Consider the following 25,110-nt stretch of genomic DNA (forward strand, 5'->3'; position numbering starts at 1 on the left):
TCAAAATGGAGACAATCCACTAAAGATTTATCTCCATTTTATATATAATTATAATAACAAAGGCTGATTTAATGGTTACTTTATATGTTGGAAAAATATATTACATATTTCACTCCAGTTTTCCTTTTTCAAATCTATAACTCAGCTTTTATCTGTCTACAACTTTTTTCTTACCAAGAAATTGCAAAAGCTGATCATAATATGGGAAACCTTCATTATCTCCCTTTACCATTGTTGCCATTGCACCAACAGCATTTCCAAGCCTTCCGCATTCCTCTATACTTAATTTCTTTAATATTCCTGATAAAAAACCTGCTGCAAATCCATCTCCTGCACCAACCGTATCTACAGGATTTTCAACTTTAAATCCAGCTACATAAACATCTTCTTCACTATTTGCTACATAACAGCCTTTAGCTCCAAGCTTTACTGCTACTGTTTTGCATCCAAGCTCCAAGAATTTCCTTGCAATTTCTTTTTCGTCGCTAGTTCCAAGAAGCATTTCTCCTTCTTCATTGCCCGGTAATATTATATCTGATTTAGCAGCAATTTGAAGTAACACACTTTTTGCGTTTTCAATACTCCACAATTTTAATCTAATATTGGGATCAAAAGAAACCGTTATTCCATTTTTATTTGCTATATCTAGTACTTTAAACACCACTTCTCTAGCAGTTTCAGATAAGGCTGGTGTTATACCTGTGATGTGAATTATTTTTGCACTTTTTATATATTCTTCGTCTAAGTCCTCTATGCAAATTTTACTTGCTGCGGAACCTTTCCTATAATAATATACATTTGGATTCTCACCATAGGATTTTTCTTTAAACATGAGTCCAGTACTTGCTTTATCATCAAATTTTACTCTTGAAACATCCACTCCATCGCCACGAATGATGTTTTCTACATATCTTCCAAATTCATCATCGCCTAATCTTGAAAACCATCCAGCTTCATGTCCAAGTCTTGCAAGTGCCATGGCAACGTTAGAATCAGCTCCGCCTACTGCCTTGCTAAAGCTATCTACATATCTTAAAGGTGAATTTGTTTCTGGATTAAAAACTACCATTGACTCTCCAAAAGTTATTACTTCCATTAACCCCACACCTTTCTTTATTCTCTAGCCTTTCTTACTGCTTCAACAAATTTAGCTGCTGTTTCAGTTACTAAATTGTAATCTCCTGTTTTTGCTCCTTTAGTAAGATCTCCACCTGTTCCAATAGCAACTGCACCTGCTTTTATCCATTCGCCTGCATTTTCTACGTTAACTCCACCTGTTGGCATAAAATTAGCTTGTGGAAGCGGTCCTCTAAAAGATTTAATTATGGCAGGACCGTAAGCATTTCCTGGAAAAACTTTTATAACATCTGCACCATATTCTAGTGCCATAACCGCTTCTGTAACCGTCATTATTCCTGGCATTACAGGTATTGCATATTTGTTACATATTTTAATAGTATCTAAATTAAGTGATGGACTAACTATAAATTCTGAACCTGCAAGTATGCAAAGTCTTGCTGTTTCTGGGTCAAGAACAGTTCCTGCACCTATAACTGCGTCTTCATTCTTATATTCTTCAGCTAATTCCTTTATAATATCTACAGCGCCAGGTACCGTCATAGTTATTTCAAATATCTTTATTCCACCTTTTTTTATTGCATCTATCATTAATTTTGCTTGCTCTTTAGATTCTGATCTTATTACTGCAACAACACCTGCATCTATTATCTTTTCTATAGTTTCAAATTTTTTCATATTATTATCCCCCATTCCAATTAAAGCGTTACTCCATTTTTAAATATTGATATTTCTCTTATGTTATTCTTTTCATTATTGGCAAGTTCTCCATTTGCAACACTAATAACATAATCAATGAAATCTTCCACTAAGCTATCCATAGTCTTGTCTTGTACTAAGCTTCCTGCGTTAAAATCCATCCAATGCTTCTTTTTAGTGTATAACTGAGTATTAGTAGATACTTTTACCGTTGGCACAAATGTACCAAAAGGTGTTCCTCTTCCTGTAGTAAATAAAACAATATGGCATCCAGCAGAAGCAAGTGCTGTGGCTGCTACCAAATCATTTCCAGGTGCGCTTAAAAGATTAAGTCCCTTTTTTTCTAAAACTTCACCATACTTTAAAACACCTACAACCTCACTGCTGCCTGATTTTTGTGTACAGCCAAGTGATTTGTCTTCTAAGGTAGTTATTCCTCCAGCTTTGTTTCCGGGTGAAGGATTTTCATACACTGGCTGGTTATAACTCATGAAATATTTCTTAAAATCATTTACAAGGTTAACAGTTTCATTAAAGATTTCCTCATTTTTAGCTCTAGCCATTAAAATAGTTTCTGCTCCAAACATTTCAGGCACTTCTGTTAATATAGTTGTTCCACCTTGTGCAACTAAGAAATCAGAGAACTTACCCAAAAGTGGATTAGCTGTTATTCCAGAAAATCCATCTGACCCTCCACACTTAAGTCCTATTTTTAATTCTGATAAAGGTACGCACTCTCTTTTATCTAATTTAATAACTTCATAGAGTTCCCTTAATAGTTTAGTTCCCTCTTCAACTTCATCTTCTACTTCCTGTGAAATTAAGAATCTAGTTCTCTTTTTATTGTAAGTTCCTAATGATTTTATAAAATCCGACATGGTATTGTTCTCACAACCAAGTCCAAGTACTAAAACTCCACCAGCATTAGGATGTTTAACTATATCCCCTAATATTGTTCTAGTGTTAACGTGGTCATTTCCAAGCTGAGAGCATCCATAATTGTGTTTAAACACGTGTACCTCAGAGAAAGAAGTTTCTTTTTGAAATTTTTGAGCTATTAAATCAGCTATTCCATTAACACATCCAACTGTAGGTACTATCCACAATTCGTTTCTTATGCCAACCTTTCCATCTTCTCTTTTATAACCTTTAAAAGTTAAACTTCTATCCTTGAAATTGTTTAGAAAACTCTTTTTGTTATAAGAATAATCCTTAATTCCATCAAGATTTGTCTTTACATTGTGAGAATGAACCCACTGACCCTTTTTAATATCAACTGTAGCATGTCCTATTGCAAAGCCATATTTATTAATATTTTCACCTTGCTTTATATCCAAAATTGCTATCTTATGTCCTCTTTTAACAGGTTCCTGAAGTATAATTTTTTCTCCATCAACTTCTATAACCTCAGCCTTATCAAAATCGGTTAAAGCTACAACCACATTATCTTCTTCATTAATTTTTAAGATATTTTTCATGAGCTACACCACCTTTTTGCTACATTACAGTTTTTAGTGCTTCTGCTATTCCCTCTTTTTCTATTTTTATAAGATTTTCTGTAACGGCTTCTGTTAAACCTTCTACTTTATTCAAATCCATTTTCCAGTTCTTTTCATAACCTAATACTGAAGTTACTAGTGTCTTGTATCCAGCATCAGTTCCATCACATTTTGACCATAAATCAGAATATAATTCTAATATATCTTCATTATCTGCAAGTTTAATATTTTCATTTCCTCTTTTACCCTTGTAGAATTTTATTAGGGCTGCTAAAGAAAATACGAGTTTCTTTGGAAGTACCCCTTTTCTCTTTTTATACTCCAATAAAGATGGTAAATCTCTAGTTTCAAATTTTGACATAGAGTTTAGTGCAATGCTCATAAGATAATGCTTTACAAATGGGTTTGTAAATCTCTCCAAAACAGCACCTGCAAAATATTCGAGTTCTTCTTTTGGTAAATCTAGAGTTGGAATTATTTCTTCATATACTACTTCATGTAAGTACTTTCCTATTACCTCATCTGCAACTGATTCTCCCACTGTATCTAAGCCATAAAGGTAAGCCACTGGAACAAGTGCCGTATGAGCTCCGTTAAGTATTCTTACTTTTCTTGTTCTGTATGGTGTAACATCTTTAACAATTTTTGTATTTAAACCTGCTTTTGCAAATGGAAGTTCATTTCCAATCCATTCTGGTCCTTCTATAACCCATAGGTGGAAGTACTCTCCAACATCAACCAAATTATCTTCATAACCTAATTCTTTAAGTACTTCATCTATTGTATCTCTTGGATATCCTGGAACAATTCTATCTACTAGTGTACAGCAGAACGTATTTGCTTCTTTTAACCAAGTCACAAACTCATCACCTAAATTCCAAAGTTCTGCATACTGGAATATAATTTTTTCAAGTTTTTCACCATTTCTGTCAATAAGCTCACATGGAATAATAACTAGTCCTTTATCCTTAGCTCCATTAAAAGCTTTAAATCTTCTGTATAATAATGCTGCTAATTTGGCTGGATAGCTGTTTGGGCATATATTTTCCAGTTTATCATTTTCATCAAAAGCTATTCCTGCTTCAGTAGTATTTGAAATAACAAATCTTATTTCTGGCTGCTCTGCAAGTTTTAAATATTCTTCATAATTAGAGTATGGATTTATTCCCCTACTTATGCTATTCATCACTTCATGTACTTTAATTGGATTTCCATCTTTTACTCCCTGCAAATATAAGGTATAAAGTCCATCTTGAGCATTAAGCATATCAATTAACCCATTTGGCAAAGGTTGTACCACTACGACACTGCCATTAAAATCAGCTTTCTTATTCATTTCATTTACTTGCCAATCAACAAATGCTCTTAAAAAATTTCCTTCTCCAAATTGTATAATTCTTTCTGGATACTTTTTATAATTTTTATAACCTTCTTTATTTAGCTTCATAAATTATCCCTCCAAAATATAATCGCACTTTGTGCACACGTTAACAATTTTCATGTCAAAAAGCATTTTTAGCTTTTATATTATTTTTTTAACTGAATCTCTTTTAATAAGCTTAGTATCAATATATAGTTTTTCGCCTTTTGCTTGAGGCTTATCAATTATTTGAAGCAATTTTTCTGAACCTACTACTGCTATTTTATGTGTTAATTTTCTTACTGTAGTTAATGCTGGTGAAACATAATTGCAAAATATATTATCATCAAATCCTATTATAGAAATATCCTCTGGAACTCTTAAGCCTTTTTTTTGTATGGCTCTCATTGCGCCAACTGCCATATCATCATTTGAGCAAAATACTGCTGTCGGAACTTTATCTAAGTTTAAAAGCTTTTGCATAGCTTTAAATCCACTTTCTATGTCATACTCACCTTGAACAATATATTCATCATTGATTTTTATTTTACTATTAATCAATGCATTTATATATCCTTCTTTTCTAAATGTAGATGATTTAAATCCACTTTTTCCTTCAATAAGTGCAATCTCCTTATGTCCATTTGAAATGAAATAATTAATTGCCTCATAAGCACCTTCTTTTTCAGAAGACAATATATTTGTAATATTATCAGCTTCTATTTCCCTATTTAAAACAACTAAAGGTATCTCCTTACTTATAACATCGTATATGAATGTATTATCTTTTTCACTTTGACTTACAAGTATAATTCCATCAAATCGCTCTTTTGATATGGAATTCAAGTTCTTACAATCATCAATTCCCTTAATTACTAAATTGTAATTCTCACGTATAATGCTATTTACACCATCTATTGTTTCATGAAAAAAGCTTGGCGAAGTACCTTTGCTAATAGTCGAAAAAAACAATCCTATATTATAAGATTTATTTAATACTAAGCTCTTTGCATTAAAATTTGGAACATAATTAAGTTCATTTGCTATTTCCAATATTTTCTTTTTAGTTTTTTCTTTTATAAAAGGACTATTATTTAAGGCTCTTGAAACAGTTGTATGTGAAACATTAGCCATTTTAGCAATGTCCTTTATAGTAATACTCATATTTTCACCGTACCCTTCAAGTAAATTCCTTATATAATAATATCATAATAGTTTCCCTTGTGCACCATTATATGTTCATTTTAAAATAATTTTTTGCATTATTATAACATATATCTTGTACTATTTTTCCAAGTAATTCTTCATCATTTGGAAATTCACCGTTTTCTACAAAATCGCCAATGAATTTACACAATATTCTTCTAAAATATTCATGTCTAGTATAAGATAAAAAGCTTCTTGAATCAGTAAGCATTCCAATAAAACTAGAGAATAGTCCAAGATTTGCTAAAGCCTTCATTTGCTCAAGCATACCATCTTTGTTATCATTAAACCACCAAGCTGCGCCAAATTGAATCTTTCCTAAGGCTTCAGTTCCTTGGAAACATCCAAGCAATGATCCTATTACATAATTATCATTAGGATTTAAACTATATATTATTGTTTTTGGAAGTGAATTTTCCTTTTCCAAAGAGTTAAGCAATTTTGAAAGTGGCACTGAAACATTACTATCATTGACTGAATCAAAGCCTGTATCTGGTCCCATTTTTTCAAACATTCTGCCGTTATTATCTCTATAAGCATTCATGTGAAGCTCCATTGCCCAGCCGCGTTTAGCATAGTTTTTACCTAAAAATTTTAAAGTATAGGTTCTATATTTAGTTTCCTCTTCAAAGCTTACTTTTTCACCCTTTAATGCTTTTGCAAATATCCCGGAAACCTCTTCTTTTGTAGTTTCCATATAAGGTACATAATCTAGTGCATGGTCTGAAACTCTTCCCCCAACGGAATGAAAGAAATCTATTCTGCTTTCCATAGCTTCTAAGAAGTCGCTATAGCTATCTATTTTTTTACTTGAAGCTTGTTCCAATTTAGCAACCCAATCAGTAAAACCGTCTTTATTAATACTAAGTCCCTTATCTGGTCTAAATGCTGGCAATACCTCTACATCAAAATCTTTATCCTCTTTAAGCTTTAAATGATACTCTAATGAATCTGTAGGATCATCTGTTGTACAAATTACTTTAACATTAGATTTCCTTATCATCTCTCTAACAGTAAGTCCATCTTGCAATACTTTATTTGCCTTATTCCATATAAGCTCTGCATTCCTTTCATTTACAATTTCATTAATTCCAAAGAATCTTTGAAGTTCTAAGTGAGTCCAATGATATAATGGGTTACCTATTGCAGTTTGAAGAGCTTTTACATAGGATAAAAATTTTTCATAGTCAGTTGAATCACCTGTTATATATTTTTCATCTATACCTGTACTTCTAATAAGTCTCCATTTATAGTGATCGCCGTAAAGCCAAGCTTCAGTTATATTCTTAAATTTTTTATTTTCATATATTTCTTTAGGGCTTATGTGGCAGTGGTAATCTATTATAGGCATTTTTTCAGCATAATTGTGAAAAAGCTTTTTTGCAGTTTCTGTATTCAATAAAAATTCACTATCCATAAAATTTTTCATAAAGATATCCTTCTTTCATAAATAAGTATAATTTTTGGTAACGTTAACAAGCTTGTATATCTATATTATAACGCTTTTATTTTATTTATCAATAGTTTTTTGTGTACGTGAACATTTTTTATTTAAAACTTCTAGATTTTTAAAAACATTATTTATCAATAATAAAAATTAAGAGTAGCTTTATTCCTTACATTTAGAATATGCCACTCCATTTAAATATTACTTTTCAATATGTATGATTCCCTGTTCTATTGCCACTGCAACAGCCTCTGACCTAGAATTGACTTTAAGCTTACTATATATATTTGTTAAGTGAGCCTTGACGGTTCTTTCAGATATTCCCATATCAAAGGCTATTTCCTTACTTGTACAACCTCTTGCAATAGCTTGTAAAATAAATAATTCTCTTTCCGTAATTGCAATATTAAATGAATCACTGCTTTGTTTCTGTTCTTCTTTTTTAGCAGAAAAGATACTTTTACTAATTTCCGGCTGAATAAGTATTTCTCCCCTTATTGCAGCATCAACTGTTCTAATAAGATTTTCACGTGTAGTGTCTTTAAGCAAATATCCCTTAGCGCCAAGTGAAAGTGCTTCTCTTATTAAATTACCTTCATTGTATGTTGTCAAAATAATTATCGGCACCAAATTGCTTTTTTCATTTAGTGCTTTTATTGTTTCTATTCCATTCATTTTAGGCATACTTAAATCTAATAAAATTACATCTGGTTTTAGCTTTTCTATGAGCATTATGGCTTTTTCGCCATCTTCTGCTTCTCCTATAACTTCATAATTTTCTTCAGTCTCAAATATTAATTTTAGTCCCTCTCTGACTACAAAATGATCATCAACCACTAATATTTTTTTCTTATTCATTTTCGTTAATTTCTCCTTTCTTAATTGGTATTACAACACATACATTAGTACCAGATCTTTTTTTACTTTTTATTTCGATTTTCCCACCAATTGCATGCACACGTTCTGTTATACCCAATAGCCCATAATGTCCGTAGATTTTATCTAAATTACTAACCTCAAACCCTATACCATCATCTGCAATATTTATCTTTATTTCATCTTCAGTTTCCATTATTTTAATTAATGCATTTTTTGCTTTTGAATGCTTTGCAATATTATTTAAACCTTCCCTTACAATATATATAATATGCTTAAATTTATTGTAAGATATATCAGACTTTATTTTTATATTTTCTGAAACAGGAATATTTGACACAGCTTTAAAAGCTAATATTTCATTTTCTATTTTTTTAGTAAAGTCTATCTCTTCGTTTGTTTTAAATCGTAAATCATCTATAACAAGTCTAGAATCTGCTAGAGTTTTCCTCGCATGTTCCATTGACTTTTGTACAATTTCCTGAGCACGGTTTATATTTCCCTTATTTAAATTAGCATCTACAGCTTCTAACTGCATAATCACACCTGCAAGTCCCTGAGAAAGCGTATCATGTAAATCTCTTGCCATTCTCTGTCTCTCATTTGCTAAAGTTAATTCCTCCACTTTTTCATAGGCAAATTCAAGCTCTTTTAAAACTTTTTGAGTTTGTATGCGAGCCTTTACCTGTTTAAAAAATATAGCTGAATACGCACGAATAGCAGTATTTATAAGCATGAGGATTGGAATATACTTTATTAAATATCGCCATCCATCAAGTGTTACAATAGTACCACAAAATATACAGTAAAAAAAACTGGACGCAACAATAGCTTTTATAGTATTAGAATAAACTACTATACTTTGGAATATCAGCATTGGAATCAAGCCAAGAAATATAACCTCATAGGATTCACGCATTATAACTATGCAATTTAAAATTATCGCTCCCTGCACAACAAAATACAACCAATATCTATTTTTGAATATTCTGTCAAAAAACAGGTACATTAATAAATGTAGTGCCATTGCTAGTGTAAATCCAAATATTGAAACAAAGGATGATTTATATATTGCCTGTGTAAATATAACAGCAAAATAAACCAAAATAACTCCAATTATTATTGGCATTTTAGACAACCCAGTTTCATCTGAATCTACTACAAATGCCAGCCTAAGTATATTTTTCAAAGCCATCCTCCTCCTTTATGAAATTATGACATATACAAATTTCAATGTCAAAATCTATTACTATAGATATACCAGTTCAACTAATGAAATTCATGTGCACCATAATGCCCAGAATACGGCATTTTGGTACAAATAAATTTCAAGTTTCAAGATGGTTTATCTTTATTAAAACATTAAAGCAGCTGTAGCATTTAAAAACTTTCAAATACTACAGCTCCTTACTACTCTCTACCCTATTTTACTCATAGTTGTCAATAATTTATGCAATATCCTCTTCTTTTCCCTTATTTAACGCTTCTCCTTCAATATCAAACTTAGGTAAAATTTTATCTAACCATTTTGGTATATACCAAGCACTTTTCCCAAGCAAGGTCATAACCGCTGGTACAAATGTCAATCTTACCACAAAGGCGTCAAATAAAACACCGAAGGCCATTGGAATTCCCATAGATTTAATATTCATATCCGGCTGAACACCAAAACTTGCAAAAACAATAGTCATTATTAATCCTGCTGCCGCAACTACGACACCACTACTTTTTATTCCAGAAAAAATAGCTTCCTTTGCATTGCCTGTTTTCGTGAAATTCTCCCTCATTCGACTTACTAAAAACACTTCATAATCCATTGCTAAACCAAATAATATTCCTATAGCTATTACAGGGATAAAACATAATAATGGTCCTGCTTTAGCTATACCTAATAGGTCCGCAAAATTTCCTTTTTGCATAGTTAAAACATCAAAACCTAGTGTTGCAACTAAAGTCATTGCAAATCCAAGAACAGCCTTAATTGGTACAAGTATAGATCTGAATACTAAAAGCATCAAAATCAAAGCAAGTACGATAATAACTCCAGCAAATTTTGGAATTGCGTTGCTAAGCTTATTAGACGTATCTATATTAACCGCTGTTCTTCCTGTTACCATTAATTCAACATTATCATTCTTTTCAGTATCTGCACTTTTATCACGAATTGCATTAACTAAATCCTTAGTTTCTTTATCATTTGGTCCAGTTTTAGGTGTCACTTGAACCATCCCTATGCTTTTATCCTTAGTTGGCATTGCTGGTGTTATACTAGCTATATCTGGCAAACTCTTAATTTCTTTAGCTGCTTCTTGCATAGCTTTAAAAGAATTATTTTCTGCTTTAGATGCATCTAAAACAACTACAAGAGTACCATTAACTCCTTCTCCAAAGCCTTCTGACATAATGTCATAGCCTTTTCTTTCTGTACTTGTTTTTTGCATCATTCCATTATCAGGAAGTCCTAGTTCCATATCAGTAGCTGAATAACCAATTGCAGCAGTTATTACTAAAACAAGAATAATTGTAACAATTGGATGCTTAGTTACTATTCTTCCCCAAAGATTTGGTTTTTCATTTTTCTCTTTAGAAAATGATTCAGTAGAAACCTTATTCTTTTTCTTTGGACGTATATGATGTCCTGCAAGTCTTATAACTGCTGGAACTGCTGTAAGTGAAACCATTACTACAACAAGTACCATAGCTGCAGCAACCTCTCCCATAACTCCTAAAAATGGCACTCCACATAATGATAATCCACATAATGCAATAATAACAGTTGTTCCTGCAAATAAAACTGCACTACCTGATGTACCCATTGCTAGAGCAGCAGCTTCTTGTAATTCTTCACCTTCACTAAGATTTTGGCGATATCTAGAAATGATAAATAATGCATAATCAATTCCTACCGCTAAACCAACCATAGATGCTAAAGATATTGACATTGCAGACATGTCTACAACACTAGTTGCAGCCATAATGCCAAGTAATCCAGTAATTAATCCAATAAGCGCTGTTATTATCGGTAACCCCGCTGCTATAAGCGATCCAAGAGTAAAAGCAAGAACAATAAATGCTGCTATAATACTTACTACCTCAGAACTTCCACCAACTTCAGTTTTTGATAAAGTAACACTTCCTCCGAGTTCTGTTTGAATACCTGCATCTCTAGAGGTTTTTATACATTCTAGTACTTTATCTTTAGATTGCTGCGTAACCTTACCTGATTCAACATTATATGTAACATCTGCATAAGCAATTTTTCCATCTTTGCTAATAGTTCTTCTCATGTATGGGCTTGCTACTGATTTAACAGCCTTATCTTTTTTCTGTACTTGTTCCATAGTTTTATTTATAGCCTTCATCACCGATGGATCCTTCATTGTTTTTCCATCTTTAACTTTAAAAATAAGTCTTATAGTTCCATAGTCTGTAGTTTTTCCTGTAGCCTTTTGAAGCACCTCTCCTGCTTTTTGAGATTCTGTACCTGGAATAGTCATATCCCCTTTAAAATCAATACCATTACTTGCTACTAAACCAACTGCAACTACTATAACCATTATCCAAAATAAGATGACTCTCTTAGGTCTTCTGTAGCACCAATTACCGAGCTTGTACAATAATTTCGCCATAAATTTTCTCCTCTCAATATGTAATTTTTTATAATCTTAAAATGACTACTCATTTATCTTATAATTAATTTACGGCTGCAACAATTGTACCTTAGGGCAAAATGGTATGTACTTTTAGGTAAGGGTTAATTTTCTATTCTAAAGTTCCAATTGCCATAATCACAATATCCTCTGCTGTTTTTGCCACTTCCTCCACAGATGTAACCATTCCATCCTTAACCCATTTTTGCAATATGCCTAAGCATCCGGAACTTATAAAAACACAGAAATATTCCATTCTTTCTTTTGACACACTTTTAAAATTGTTAGAATATCTATCAATAAATCTTTCTTTTCCCATATTCATCAGTTTTAACGTAAACAATTTATCACCATGTTCACCTAATGTTAATACGTATAAATCAATATTCTCTTTTATATATTTAAAAATTTTAGCAATCACTACTGTAGAAGTAAGTTCATCCTCAATGTGATTGAGAGGTTCTAGTGCTTTTTCGAAATCCAACTGCAACTCATCTTCAATTTGTTTTAATAAATCATATATATCCGTATAGTGGTTATAGAAGGTTCCACGATTAATTTGAGCCTCGCAGCAAAGTTCCTTTATAGATATACTTTGAATTGGCTTTTGTTCTAAAATGTTTATAAATGCTTTTCTTATTAATAATTTGGTAACTCTAGTACGATGATCAATGCTTAGTTTCTTCAAAATAAAAACCCCTTATTCGACATTTTATATGTAATTTGTTCAATAACTATTCATTTTGTATAAATTTGATTATAGCTTGCAAGCCTAAATTTAATTATAATTTAATATAAACTGATATGAAATTCAATAAAATTAAATACATAATTTAATTTTTCAGGAGGAACCTTATGGATATAAAGCAAAAATTTCTAAACTCAACTTTAAACTCAATTAAATTCAAACTTATAATTGCCGTTGTAATCGTACAAATTCTTAGTACTAATATAGGCCAGGCTGTCAATTCAACTATTGCAAATGGTAGAAAAGCATTAGCAACTGCAGGTGTAAACACTAGCTCTTTTGATGGCACAATTGGTTTTTACGTATCCTCTGGCTTAAGTATTATAATTTCCGTTTTTATTATCGTTTTTGTCTACGATAAACTTGTTTTAAAAAGATTAAAAAAAGTATTAGATTACACAGAAAAACTTAAAAATGGAGATTTATCTACTGAACTTACTTTAAAAGGTAATGATGATATAAGCAGATTAGGAGCAGCTTTAGATAAAGCTACTTCAAATATCAAATTACTGTTATCTGATATATCTGATACTTCAAAAGTCATGAATACTTCAAGCCATGAACTATTAATATCTACCAAAACTTCTTCTTCAAGCATAAATACCATTAATTCAACATCATCTATACTTTCTGAAGATGCTTTGTCTTTAATGAATTCTACTCAAAAAGCAAATCTATCAATTGCTGAAATAGTAGATACAAACAAATCGCTTTTAAATAAAATAATGATTGCGCTAGATTCATCAAATGAAATGGAAGCAAGGGCAGCACAAATGAAGGAAAAAGTAACTAATTCCCTTGATAAAGCTAATATGACCTACAGTGAAAAACAAGAAAAAATCCTAAGAGCCATTGAAGCCGGTAAAATAGTGGAAGAAATCAAATTAATGTCTGATACAATAAAAGAAATTTCTGCTCAAACAAACCTCCTTGCATTAAATGCATCTATAGAAGCCTCAAGAGCTGGAGAACAAGGTAAAGGATTTGCAGTTGTAGCTGGGGAAGTAAAAAAATTAGCTGAGGAATCTACAGAGGCTATTTCCAATATTGAAAACCTAGTTACCCAAATAAGAGAAGTTTTTGATAACCTTTCAAATAGTTCTCAAGATATTTTAAACTATATTGATAATAATGTTAAATCTGATTATGAATTGCTACTTCAAACAGGTGCTCAATATCAAAATGATGCAAAACTTATAAATAAAATATCTACTGAAGTAAATTCATCTGCTGAAATGATGAGCACATCAATTGACGAAATTAATAAAGTAATTGCAACCGTTATTGAAACGTCTGGAAAAGCTTCAAACTATACAGGTGAAATTAACGCTAGTTTATCAGAAATAAATTTAGTTATGAATGAAGCTGCTAATTCTATGCAAGATCAGTCTAATTTAGCAAATAAACTAAGCGAATCCATTCAAAGGTTTACTTTATAATATAAAATTATTGCGAAGCAATTAAACCAGAGTAGAGAGTAGAGTGATGGTTGATTTTTCTCCGCTATAGCTTTGAAAAATCTTAAAATTTATTTTTTGATTGCTTACGCAATCGCGGCATTGCTGTTGTCGGCAAAGCTGACGACAGTTAAGTTTAAGATTTACCTGACTCAAGGAAAGGTAAATCATCATTCACTCTACTCTCTACTCTTTACTCTATTTTTTAGTTCCATATTTAATTATTTTATAGTAAAAATGCATCAAGTGCTATGGTTGGTCTTCCATCATCCCCCCATGCAGATAATTTATATTTACTCCAACTATCTGCACCTTCAGGTTCCCAATAAAACACTCCAAGTCCCTTTCCTTCTGGAATTGCTTTTACTCTTTCAATTACCTCTTTTAGCATGTCATATGTATTCTGTGGCTTTAGATAATCTCCACCAATCTCGCATACCATTACTTCTTTTCCGTATCTTGATATCATTTCAAGTATATTATTTTCTAAATTCTCTATTGTTTCTGTATAATCTTTATTAAGCCAATATGGATAATACGACATTCCTATAATATCATATTTGCCACCATTCTCTTGATGCTTATCAAAAAAGTTAACAAATCTTGCTCTATCATCACCTTGGTCAAGATGTATAATGACTTTTGCTTCATTATCAACAGCTTTTACAGCATCATATCCGCTATTTAATAATTGTGTTAATTGTTCAAAGTTATCTATACTACCTTCCGGCCATAACATTCCAAATGGAATTTCATTACCAACCTGCACCCATTCAGGTTCTACCCCATTTTCTTTTAACGTTTTCATTACCACCAAGGTGTAAGAATAAACATCCTCTTTTAATTGCTCAAAGCTATGATTTTTCCAAGCTGCGGGCTTTTTCTGTTTTTCAGGATCTGCCCAGCTGTCACTATAATGAAAATCTATCATTATTCTAAAGCCCATATTATTTGCACGCACGGCCATCTCTACTACTTCTTTAGTGCTGCAATGTCCGCTTGCTTTGTGATTAGATGGATTAACCCATGCTCTAAGTCTTATAGAATCTATTCCATGTTCTTTTAAAATTTCAAGACAATCCTTTTCTACACCATAATCATCATAGAATTTATACCCTGTAGCTTCCATCTGCTGTAGCCACCCAATATCCGCTCCTTTGGCAAAATTTCTTAATAATTTATTATTAGAATCTTTCATCTTTAGTCCCCCTACCTCGTATATAGATAAACACTTTGAAAAATTAAAATTGCTTATACCAAATTCATCCTGTTAAATTACAATTTGAATCAGAGTAGAGAGTAAAGAGTAGAGAGTAGAGTGATGGTTGCTTTTTCTCCGCTAGCGCTACGAAAAATCTGAAAACTTATTTTTTTATTGCTGCGCAATCGCGCCATACATGGCGTTCAGCGAAGCTGACACCATTTAAGTTTAAGATTTACCTAAGCAGCGCGAAAGGTAAATCATCCTTCACTCTACTCTCTACTCTTTACTCTGTTTTCTGCTCGACAAATTGTAATTTGTAAGGATAAACCTAGTATTCAGAATTTCAAGTGGTTTATCTTTAATAAAGCTTCAATATATATTTTAATGTATTCGTTTTCTTATGTCTAGAAAAAATTTCAAAGCACAAAGTACTTCAACATAATATAGATAGACAACTTGAAACATTGAAATTATAAATACAAAATGTATCCTTATGCTAATATTTTCAATTCACAATTCACAGTTCACAATGCACAATGAAGGATGATTTGCCTTCCTTTCGTTAGGCAAATCTTAAATTATAAGCTCCGCCTAGCACCATAAATGGTGCTATTGCGTAAGCAATAAAAAAATAAGTTTTAAGATTTTCTGCAGCAAAGCGGAGAAAAATCTTCCTTCATTGTGAATTGTTCATCGTGAACTGTGAATTGAAAAATATTGCTGTCAGGATAAACTTGGAATCCTCAATTTTAATGTTCCATATTGCATATATATAAATATTTTAGTTGTTCTTCTAATTGCTTTTATATAATATCATTAGAATTATTATAACTAATAAAAAGTAGAAGAACAAAATTCTCCTACTTTAAAAACTATTTTCATTATATGTTTATTTGATTATCATCTTACAGTTTTATAATAAAAACTCTAAATATGAAATTGAGATACAAAAGCCTTAAGCATAGGCGGAAAATCTATATTTCCCAAATTCTTTGTAAGATTTAACTCTATAATCAAAGCCAAAAACAAAATAACACTACACATTAATAACTTTTTATTTTTCTTTAACATAATATTTCAATCCCCCAATATTTTAAATAAAAACGATTAAAAAATATATAAATTCTTTTTAACTCATTTATACATCCACACATCTTTTGTGCATTTACATTACCTACCCAACATTGCATAAGGTTCGTGCTAATTAACTCTTCCAATATCATATCTTCTTTAGAAGTTCCTGTTTTTTCATCAAAATCAAGATATGTTAAATACATCAGTATTTTGTATTTAGAAAACACTTAATAGAAGAACTCGGAAATTCTAAAATGACTTCGATAGGGAGAAAATTTCTTATTGAATATGGCAGTACCGAAAAACAAAAATAAAAAAAGGATAACAAACTTGCTATCCTTTTCTACTTTTCGTTAATAATTAGGGTTGTAATCCGATTTTGTCCACATATATGTTTTAGGAATTGGTGAACTTACTGCACCATAGGCAAATCCTAAAGAAATCCCTCCATCAATACCAATACTAATGCTAGGTGTTATTGGAGAAAGTGAGTGAGTATATTCTGAATGATAAGTAAGTGAGCCAACATAAAAATCTGTACTCACAAGTACATTCATACTATATCCTGTCTTGGGATACTTATATAAACCTTGTTTGTATTGATTTGAACCATATAATGTACTTCCATCAAATGAAAAATACTCCCCGCTTAAATTTCCACCTGCTCTGCTAAATGCCTCACTTGAATGATCAGTTTCGCTAACATATTGATTTGAGTCTGAATCATAATAAGTAGCCCCATCTTCAGTTTTATATAATTGTAACTTAGTTGCAGAAGCCCAAGCATTAGCAAAAGCATCATCATCGCCAATTAAAGGAGCTTGATTCCAGTTCCATCCACTTGTAACATACACTTGCGTTTTGAAAGTTTTACCCATATATGGTTCGTCATAAAAGTATCCATCAAGTGAAGCATATACAGTACAAGTTGCTGATGAAAGAGAGAGAGCTGAAATTTGTGATGATATTAAATTAGCTAATGATGATATATTTTGTGAACTTATAGAGTCTAAATCTTCACCTGCTATGTGTATTGCTTGAATTCTATTTTTTTCTATTCCCATACTTAATAATGAAGAATCACTTTGCTTAGATAAGTCCCTCATTCTTTGTATATATAGACCTACTTTTGAGCCTTTTTCATTAGGTAATAATCCTTTTGATGCATCTTCAGCTTTGCACATGTCAAATTCATTAAACGTAGTTTTGGATACAGTTTTAGAATTTGAATTTAATCTAGATTCTATAAAATTAATTTTTTCTGATTGAGAGGATTGTGAAGAATAAATTTTAGATACAAGATCAAAGTTTTTATCAACTTTATTCACAGAAGTTTTTGTAGCTGCTGATACTCTTATAGTTGAAAACAACAAGTTAACGAAATCAATGTTACAAAGCATATAATTTTCGATAATTTCTTTTTTATCATTTTCTTCCCCCCACTTTTTCACAATTAAAAAATTTTTTTTACTGTACAGTAATATCATTGTAGCTTAAATATGGAAATATGTCAATATTTTATATTAAATGTAATTTTATTTTTTAATATAGTATTTTTTCTTTTTTTATGGTATATTTTTTATTATAACTTGGTATTTATAGAAATATAACAGAAGGGAAGTCAACTGCTATGAAAGAATTTAGTGCATTAAAAATATTAGGAAAAGCCATAATCTATACACTTATCACCATATTTATGGCATTAATTTTATTCACGCTTTTTAATAATAATATTACTCATATTTCAGCACAACAAGCAGATATTTTATTGATAGTTTGTTTATTGGTAAGCATAATATTTACAATATATTTATGCACATTAATTATTATAAACTCTTTAAAAAGTAAATAAATTTGATTAATCTCCCGATTTGTATAATAAGTATTAGCTTACATAACAACAAAAAACTAAAAATATTTTAATTTAAAATCTTTTATAATAAGTTTTTAGACAAATTGAAAATATGACAAATAATAGACATCTTATAAACAGAGATGTTTATTATTTGTCCTTTTATTTCGTGCTCCTGAGCTATAAAATTATCACGTTCTTCTGTTGGTAGGTCTAAGAGTGCAAAAATTTTTGTTGCACCTAAATCTTTCAGCGCTGAAAGATTTGAAAACTCATTTGCTACTCTCATAAAATTTTTAGCCGTTGACGGACTAAACTCAACTTTTTCTTTCAACCAATTTCCCCACTCACCATGAGGTAATGATTCTTTTACCTTTATCATCCTTTTCACTATTTCTATAATATTTTGAGCTGTTTGCCGTTCATAGACTAATATCTCTGTCGTCAACTGCTCAATCTCTGGATTCGTTAAGCTATTTTCCATATTTAGTTTTCCTATTAGCTGCTTACCACACTTTTTTTGTATTTAAACTAAAAAAAGTAGAAGAATTTAATCTTCTACTTTAAATTAAAAAAGAAAACATGTTTAGCTGTTAGCATCGGTTGACTATCTATCATTGCCAAACTTTTGCCATTCCCATAACTTATAATTAAAGTTGAAAATAGAATTACTGCACATGTTAATGCTAATATTAGTTTCTTTTTCTTCACCATATTAATCCCCCATTTATTTAAATTTTGATACAAAATTAATAATCTCTTCAACCACATCGCTGTTTTTTCTATTATAAAAAGATATCAATTTATATATAAGATTGTGATTTATCTTTTCTTGTTTTGTTAATATAAATAAAGTTTTTTCTTTCACATTATTCATTTTTTCAACATTATTTGTAATTGCATACATTTCAATTAAATCACATAATACATTATTTGACAACACATAATTTTTTTGTTTTTCAGCTAAATCTAAAGATTTTAGGCAGTAATCCTCTGATAGATTTTCTTCATTAAGCTTTTTGTATATTTTACCTATTTCAAAATAAATATTTGCTATACTCAACGAATCATTATTCAAATTTTTTAAATAATCAGTTACAAAATTTAAATTTTCAATTGCCTTATCTTTCAAATTAATATCCAAGTATATATTAATAATATTTGTTGATATAATCACATACTTTTCCATGTCATTCTTCTTTATTAAATCTAAAATTTCATTAAAAACTTTAAGTGATTCTTCTTTTAAGTTCATTTCGTACAAGCAGACTGCTTTATTATTTAAAACATTAAACACTTTCTCTAAATCTGTTTTATCAAGTAATTCTTCTGCCTTTTTAATATTATCTAATGCCTTTTTATAATTATTTAACTTTTTATAATTTAAAGAGTTGTTATGCCTAAAAACAATAGTATTCTCTTTAGTCATATCATCAAATCGTTCTAACGCAAATTCGCAACATTTTATACTTTCATTATAATTGCCGATGTATATATACATTGCAGACAACTTTCTTAATAGCGTTAATAGTGATTGACTTAAGGAAATTTTATTCGTTAATTCCAAAGCTCTTTCATAATATGAGACACTCTTATGCATTTCATTTTGATTAAAAAAATAATCTCCTGCAAGTTCATATACTATTATTTTCTTATCCCTAATGTCCCAATTAATTAAAAACTCTTCTGTTTCCTTAAGTTCTTTAACAAAGCTATCATCCTTGCAAACAATTAATGTTTTTAGTTCATTTATGTGTTTATCCAGAACTTTGTTAGCTTGTTCAAGTTCACTCTCTAACAAATATTCCATAGTTTCAGTAATCTTAAAATGCTTTTTCTTAGCCATTTCATTCAAATTTTTTATAATTATCTCTGCTGTTTTTTTAGTTATGTTTGCCTTATTAGTCTCAATTTCACTGATTAAATTCCTTGTTATATCTTGTCCTGAAATTTCGTCTTGTCTTAAATCATATTTGGCTCTAATAGCTTTTAGTTTGTCACCAAATGTTAAAATAACTGTATTGCCAAAATTCACAATGCATAACTTCCTTCCCGTTTTATTATATATGGTTATATTAACATATAATACCATGTAAGTAAATATAGAAAATTACTTTTTCATCTGAAATTGCATTAATAAGTATTAATTCAAAAACAAAAACACACACTAAATTTGTGATAAATTCTAGTGTGCGTTTTCGCTATATTTTATTGACAAAACCTTGTGAGTCTTTTATTTCTTTGGTGCGGATAACAGGACTTGAACCTGCATGATTTCTCACTAGAACCTGAATCTAGCGCGTCTGCCAATTCCGCCATACCCGCATAACAACAATTTAATCTTATTATACTACTTTATGGCAAAAATTCAATAATAATTTAACAAATGACAATAAGCTATAAGTAGCTATTCCTAAAGGTATTTGAACAAATAGTACTTAACTATATTCTGCCTTTTTTTCACACTAGCTTCAAATTTCTTATAAGCTTCCTTCTTATTAAATTCAGTAACTTCTTTGTCGCTATAACATTCCAAATAAACTTCCTCTACTATTTCCCTCATAATACTGCTAAGTTCTTTGTATTTTATACTTTCTGCGAACTCAAATTCACTGCTTTCTTTAGGCTTACGAACACCAAGATATCTAAGTCTTTTTATACAATAATCATATAATTTTAAAGTATTTTTAGAATTAATCACCCTTTTAATAACATAAATTTTATAAAATACCCTTAAAGTCAAAATTAACACTAAAATAATTATAATTTTAATTAAATTGCTATATTTATATAAATCTATTCCACCCCTTGTGGCCTTAGAAAATTTCCTATTCTCTTTTTTAACTACGGATTTCTTTTTACTTTCTTTATTAATATTTACGCTTTTAACTGCTGTATCATTTTTGAGTTCATCTTTAGTAATATTGATAGTATTATCTTTTTTATGATTTTCATCATTAGTTAAATATTCTGCCGCTGTTGGAGTTGCATCTGCAATATACCAAATATTTGATTTTGGATCAATCATAACTTCTGTCCATGCATGTGCATCTTCATTGGTAACTATATAATCACCATCGGTATTTTTTCTATCAAACATTTTTACGCCTTCTACATATCTTGCTGGGACATTAGCTATCATACACATTACAGTCATAGCCGTAGCAAAGTAAACACAATATCCTTTTTTCTCATTAAACAAAAAATTATATAATAAATTACTGTTTATATCTGAAACCTGAAGAGAATATGTATAATTGTTTTTTAAATATTGTTCTATCCTATACACTTTTTCTGCATCAGATTTAGATCCTTTAACAATTTTTTTAACAAGTTCTACTACCCTTTTATCGATATTAGAATATCCATTCATATAGTCGTTATTATATGCCTTATAATTTTGGAATTCTTTTTTACTGAAAGTTGTCTTTCCACTATCATTAGAAAAAATTAGATTTTTACCAACCCCGTCTGCATAAGCTTTATCTAAATTAATTTGGTTTTCATAATCATAATAAGTTATATCATATGTTCCTTTATCCGTATTATCATCACTATTATGTTTAGAAAGTCCATGAAACAGGCTAAAATCAGTATCAATTTTATTTACACAATACGTATAATACGGATAAAATATAAAATTGCTGTAATTAATAAATTCTACCTTCGATTTTTTAACTCCAAGTTTTTTAAGTGCAGAATAACCTGATTTCTCCAATACTGAATTTGAACTATTGGAATATTTTTTATCATATATATAAGTATCACTTGGTATATAATTAGTATCGCTGTAACTATAATCCCAAGTATTAGTCTTATCATCATATTGATTTTTAATAACTCCTTTTAAATACATAGGTTTGCTTGCTTTAACCTCAAAGGCAGGCGTATTATCAATAGTAAGCGATCCTCCAATCTTTTCCTTGCTCATTTCAGTAATACTATCTATTCCAGAGAATTTATGTTCACTTAAATCGTCGTAGGTATTTATACTTGAGCCAATACTGCTAATATTTTTATATATCACACCTGAATATTTACCAGAATGAGCTAGCGATATATTATTTAAAACTGAAAACACAATTATACTTATAAATAAAGGGCATAGCAAACTAGCTATAATTATATTAAATTGCTTTAGCTTATCTTTATTTGCCCTTCTATAAATAGAATAATAATTGTCAAATATACATGTAAATATGGCTATTGCGGAGTAGAATAGTGCATAATTCTCTAGTATATTTTGATAATGCCAAAACCAAAGTACAATCATTAAAACTATGTTTATGCCAACTTGTATTTTATTGTTTCCATTTACCGCTGCAGTGCAATAAAAAATTCCAATTAATGATTGAAAAATAATCATATATGGTAAAAGCAAACTAAATCTTATTGTCTGTAAGCCGTTATAAAAATTCACAATTTTATTAGGGAAGTCCACTAACAAAGAATAAACCACATTGCCACTAAGCAAGCTAGTCAATGTAAAATAAATCGCTAAAAATATTGGGATAAAAGCTATTACAACTAATAAAATTCCTTTTTTTCTATAAATCATTTCTAAAAAACTATATGTAATTGCAGCTATAAAAAACAATATTGTAGTACATAATAAATAGCTTTTAGCATCACTAATCAAAAAGCAATCTTTAAATATTATTGACATAAATATAAAATTAATATAAGCAATCACAATTTGTAATATTCTCACACTTTTCACCTATCTTCTTAAAGATATACCGTTTGAAACTTCAAAATTAACTTGTACCAAAATGCCATTTTCCGGTCACTATGATGTAAATTAATTTTGACAGTTGAAATGGTTTATCTATACTAATTTTTAAACATTGAATTTAAATTAAAATATTGAACCATAGGCTTATTTAAATGTTCATAAATATCATTATCCAATTTATCATCAAAATAGAATACCAAAACTTTCATTTGCGCATTTTCTAATTCTCTTATTTCATTTTTTATTTCATCATCAATTTTAAAAACTACAATACAAATTAATTCTCTTTGAGTCATATCCTTCATGCAGATTTTAAGCGAATTAAAAAAACTTTCCCTTTCAGCGCATTTGTTTTTTAAAAAATAATTCATAACATAACTGAAACTACTCGCATCCTTCAATCGTACATGGTTCATATAGTTGCTTCCTAAATAAACTTCTATTTCATTTTCTAAATACATAAAATATTTTATAATTGAAATTGCTAAACTTATATATTTCTCTTCAAGTGCATCTCCTGCATTTAGTATATCTTCCCTCATATCAACGAATATTTTTATATTTTGCTTTGCAATATCCTCATATTCCTTCACATATAATTCACCTGTTTTAGATGATATTTTCCAATGTATTTTCTTATAATTATCTTTATAATTGTATTTCCTAATTTCCTTTATTCTTGACGAATCTTTTTCACTTGATGGCTTATTCAACATGCTTTTTGAAACATAATTTATTTTATTTCTATACTTCTCATTAATTTGATAAACCTTAGGATATACTTTTATAATTTTTAGATTTTCCATTTTTTTTATTTTACTAAAAATCATTGTTACATCTTTAATTTCAATACTATAGTCACTAAAGTCATACATGCCCCTCTTATCTAATTTAAGTTTATACACAATTTTCTTCTCTTCCAATGGTCTCAATTGAAAAATTTCATTCTCAAAATCACTTATTTTTGCATTATTTTTACATATAACTCTAAAAAAAGGTATGAACAAATGAGTTTTATTATTAGCTACTACCTTCATTTCAAATTCATCCATAGTATTATAACTATTTTTTTCACATTCCACTTTAGCTTCCAACCCATAATTTATAACAATTATCGAAATTATACTTATGACTGTAATAATAATGCATGTATAAAATACTAAATTTAAAACTATTTCACCTTCTATAAAGAATCCCAATACAGCAATAATAATAAACACTATATAAAGCTTACTTATTTTTAACATCTTCTAAGCCTTGGTACAGGTATTGAATTTAATATATTTTTTATAATTTCATTAGCTGTGTAGTTATTAATTTTTGCTTCATAGGACAATCTAATTCTATGTGCCAAAACCATACAGGCATTTTTTCTTATGTCTTCAGGTATAATATAACTTCTTCCATCAATTAAAGCTTCTGCTTGTGAAATTCTAAGAAGTGCCAATGCTCCTCTAGTGCTAACTCCTATACTTATATTTTGATTATTTCTCGTTAAATTTACAATATCAAGTATATATGCCATTAGTTCATCTGCTGCAAATATACCTTTAACTTGCTCTTGTAAAAATAAAATGTCTTCTCTTGTTGCTACTGGAATCATACTTTTAAGTGGCTCCTTATCCTTATACAATTTCATTATTTCCATTTCATGAACTTTTTCTGGATATCCAATATTAACTTTAATTATAAACCTATCTAACTGTGCTTCTGGTAATAGAAAAGTTCCATCCTGCTCTATTGGATTTTGAGTTGCCAGTACACAAAACGGCTTTTCTATTTTATAAGTTGTATTTCCATCGGAAACTTGTCCTTCTTCCATTGCCTCCAAAAGCGATGCTTGTGTTCTTGGAGATGTTCTATTAATTTCATCAGCTAAAAGTATATTACAAAACACAGGTCCCTTTTTAAATTCAAATTCCATGGTTTTTTGATTATATACCGATATTCCAGTAACATCTGATGGCATTATATCTGGCGTAAACTGAATTCTACTATAATCCAAATTAAAAGATTTTGCTATTGCTTTAACTATTGTTGTTTTTCCAACCCCAGGAACATCCTCAATTAATACATTTCCCTCTGAAATAATTCCTTTTAAAATATTGGTCATTTCTTCATCTTTACCAAGTACAACTTTTTTGCAATTTAATAAAATGTTATTTACAATATCTAATTCCTTTTTCATATTCAACGCCCCAAATTCAATTTATTTATATAAATTAA

Annotated in this window: 22 protein-coding genes and 1 tRNA gene; 2 read left to right on the plus strand and 21 right to left on the minus strand. The window is 29.9% G+C overall.

All coding sequences use genetic code 11. The features are described from left to right. Positions 1–148 precede the first annotated feature (148 nt). From CUEA01_RS15435 to CUEA01_RS15480, 10 genes are all read right to left on the minus strand, one after another. The gene (locus CUEA01_RS15435; protein WP_234122577.1) at positions 149–1,096 is read right to left on the minus strand and encodes a sugar kinase; all 948 of its coding nucleotides are present in this window, start codon (positions 1,094–1,096) and stop codon (positions 149–151) included. A 17-nt stretch (positions 1,097–1,113) separates the two neighbouring features. Then, positions 1,114–1,755, minus strand: a complete 642-nt coding sequence (locus tag CUEA01_RS15440; protein ID WP_234122578.1) for a bifunctional 4-hydroxy-2-oxoglutarate aldolase/2-dehydro-3-deoxy-phosphogluconate aldolase — start codon at positions 1,753–1,755, stop codon at positions 1,114–1,116. A 20-nt stretch (positions 1,756–1,775) separates the two neighbouring features. Continuing rightward, positions 1,776–3,254, minus strand: a complete 1,479-nt coding sequence (locus CUEA01_RS15445) for a UxaA family hydrolase (protein ID WP_234122579.1) — start codon at positions 3,252–3,254, stop codon at positions 1,776–1,778. A 19-nt stretch (positions 3,255–3,273) separates the two neighbouring features. Next, positions 3,274–4,722: a tagaturonate reductase gene (locus tag CUEA01_RS15450; RefSeq protein ID WP_234122580.1), complete on the minus strand. Its 1,449-nt coding sequence runs from the start codon at positions 4,720–4,722 to the stop codon at positions 3,274–3,276. 75 nt (positions 4,723–4,797) lie between these two features. Then, complete coding sequence (locus CUEA01_RS15455; RefSeq protein ID WP_234122581.1) at positions 4,798–5,799, minus strand: LacI family DNA-binding transcriptional regulator; 1,002 nt, start codon at positions 5,797–5,799, stop codon at positions 4,798–4,800. 67 nt (positions 5,800–5,866) lie between these two features. Next, complete coding sequence (gene uxaC / locus CUEA01_RS15460) at positions 5,867–7,270, minus strand: glucuronate isomerase (protein ID WP_234122582.1); 1,404 nt, start codon at positions 7,268–7,270, stop codon at positions 5,867–5,869. Between the two features lie 219 nt (positions 7,271–7,489). Then, a complete protein-coding gene (locus CUEA01_RS15465; protein WP_234122583.1) occupies positions 7,490–8,146 on the minus strand; it encodes a response regulator in 657 nt (218 codons plus the stop codon). Beyond that, positions 8,139–9,353, minus strand: coding sequence for a sensor histidine kinase (locus CUEA01_RS15470; RefSeq protein WP_234122584.1), 1,215 nt, complete (start codon positions 9,351–9,353; stop codon positions 8,139–8,141). The genes CUEA01_RS15465 and CUEA01_RS15470 overlap by 8 nt, the downstream gene beginning before the upstream one ends. 259 nt (positions 9,354–9,612) lie before the next feature. Further along, the gene (locus tag CUEA01_RS15475) at positions 9,613–11,793 is read right to left on the minus strand and encodes an MMPL family transporter (RefSeq protein WP_234122585.1); all 2,181 of its coding nucleotides are present in this window, start codon (positions 11,791–11,793) and stop codon (positions 9,613–9,615) included. Positions 11,794–11,926: 133 nt separating this feature from the next. Then, positions 11,927–12,502, minus strand: coding sequence for a TetR/AcrR family transcriptional regulator (locus tag CUEA01_RS15480; RefSeq protein WP_234122586.1), 576 nt, complete (start codon positions 12,500–12,502; stop codon positions 11,927–11,929). Positions 12,503–12,669: 167 nt separating this feature from the next. On the opposite strand from CUEA01_RS15480, the gene CUEA01_RS15485 reads away from it, so the two are divergent. Beyond that, on the plus strand, positions 12,670–14,001 hold the full coding sequence (locus CUEA01_RS15485; protein WP_234122587.1) for a methyl-accepting chemotaxis protein: 1,332 nt from the start codon (positions 12,670–12,672) through the stop codon (positions 13,999–14,001). A 244-nt stretch (positions 14,002–14,245) separates the two neighbouring features. Here the strand turns inward: CUEA01_RS15485 and CUEA01_RS15490 are convergent, their stop codons facing one another. From CUEA01_RS15490 to CUEA01_RS15505, 4 genes are all read right to left on the minus strand, one after another. Further along, entirely contained in the window at positions 14,246–15,217 is a 972-nt protein-coding gene (locus CUEA01_RS15490; RefSeq protein WP_234122588.1) for a glycoside hydrolase family 53 protein, read from the minus strand. Positions 15,218–16,150: 933 nt separating this feature from the next. Continuing rightward, complete coding sequence (locus CUEA01_RS15495; RefSeq protein ID WP_234122589.1) at positions 16,151–16,294, minus strand: hypothetical protein; 144 nt, start codon at positions 16,292–16,294, stop codon at positions 16,151–16,153. Further along, positions 16,288–16,500 (minus strand): hypothetical protein, encoded by a 213-nt coding sequence (locus CUEA01_RS15500; RefSeq protein WP_234122590.1) that lies wholly within the window; start codon positions 16,498–16,500, stop codon positions 16,288–16,290. The genes CUEA01_RS15495 and CUEA01_RS15500 overlap by 7 nt, the downstream gene beginning before the upstream one ends. A gap of 150 nt (positions 16,501–16,650) precedes the next feature. After that, on the minus strand, positions 16,651–17,748 hold the full coding sequence (locus CUEA01_RS15505) for a hypothetical protein (RefSeq protein ID WP_234122591.1): 1,098 nt from the start codon (positions 17,746–17,748) through the stop codon (positions 16,651–16,653). A gap of 179 nt (positions 17,749–17,927) precedes the next feature. Here CUEA01_RS15505 and CUEA01_RS15510 point away from each other — a divergent pair, with 179 nt between their 5' ends. After that, entirely contained in the window at positions 17,928–18,149 is a 222-nt protein-coding gene (locus CUEA01_RS15510) for a hypothetical protein (protein WP_234122592.1), read from the plus strand. An 82-nt stretch (positions 18,150–18,231) separates the two neighbouring features. On the opposite strand, the gene CUEA01_RS15515 is transcribed toward CUEA01_RS15510, so the two are convergent. The 7 genes from CUEA01_RS15515 to CUEA01_RS15545 form a co-directional block, all read right to left on the minus strand. Further along, entirely contained in the window at positions 18,232–18,633 is a 402-nt protein-coding gene (locus CUEA01_RS15515) for a DUF3102 domain-containing protein (protein WP_234122593.1), read from the minus strand. 74 nt (positions 18,634–18,707) lie between these two features. Then, positions 18,708–18,863 (minus strand): hypothetical protein, encoded by a 156-nt coding sequence (locus tag CUEA01_RS15520; RefSeq protein ID WP_234122594.1) that lies wholly within the window; start codon positions 18,861–18,863, stop codon positions 18,708–18,710. A 13-nt stretch (positions 18,864–18,876) separates the two neighbouring features. Then, positions 18,877–20,184, minus strand: a complete 1,308-nt coding sequence (locus CUEA01_RS25175) for a helix-turn-helix domain-containing protein (protein WP_234122595.1) — start codon at positions 20,182–20,184, stop codon at positions 18,877–18,879. Positions 20,185–20,391: 207 nt separating this feature from the next. Further along, a tRNA-Leu gene (locus tag CUEA01_RS15530) sits at positions 20,392–20,474 on the minus strand. Between the two features lie 88 nt (positions 20,475–20,562). Next, entirely contained in the window at positions 20,563–22,815 is a 2,253-nt protein-coding gene (locus tag CUEA01_RS15535; protein ID WP_234122596.1) for a transglutaminase-like domain-containing protein, read from the minus strand. Positions 22,816–22,982: 167 nt separating this feature from the next. Then, positions 22,983–24,131 carry a DUF58 domain-containing protein gene (locus tag CUEA01_RS15540; protein ID WP_234122597.1) on the minus strand — a complete coding sequence of 383 codons (1,149 nt, stop codon included), beginning with the start codon at positions 24,129–24,131 and terminating at the stop codon, positions 22,983–22,985. Beyond that, complete coding sequence (locus CUEA01_RS15545; RefSeq protein WP_234122598.1) at positions 24,125–25,072, minus strand: AAA family ATPase; 948 nt, start codon at positions 25,070–25,072, stop codon at positions 24,125–24,127. Before CUEA01_RS15545 ends, CUEA01_RS15540 begins: the two co-directional genes overlap by 7 nt. Positions 25,073–25,110: the final 38 nt, after the last annotated feature.

This window comes from Clostridium hydrogenum (assembly GCF_021432385.1).
GTDB classification, from domain to species: Bacteria; Bacillota; Clostridia; order Clostridiales; family Clostridiaceae; genus Clostridium_S; species Clostridium_S hydrogenum.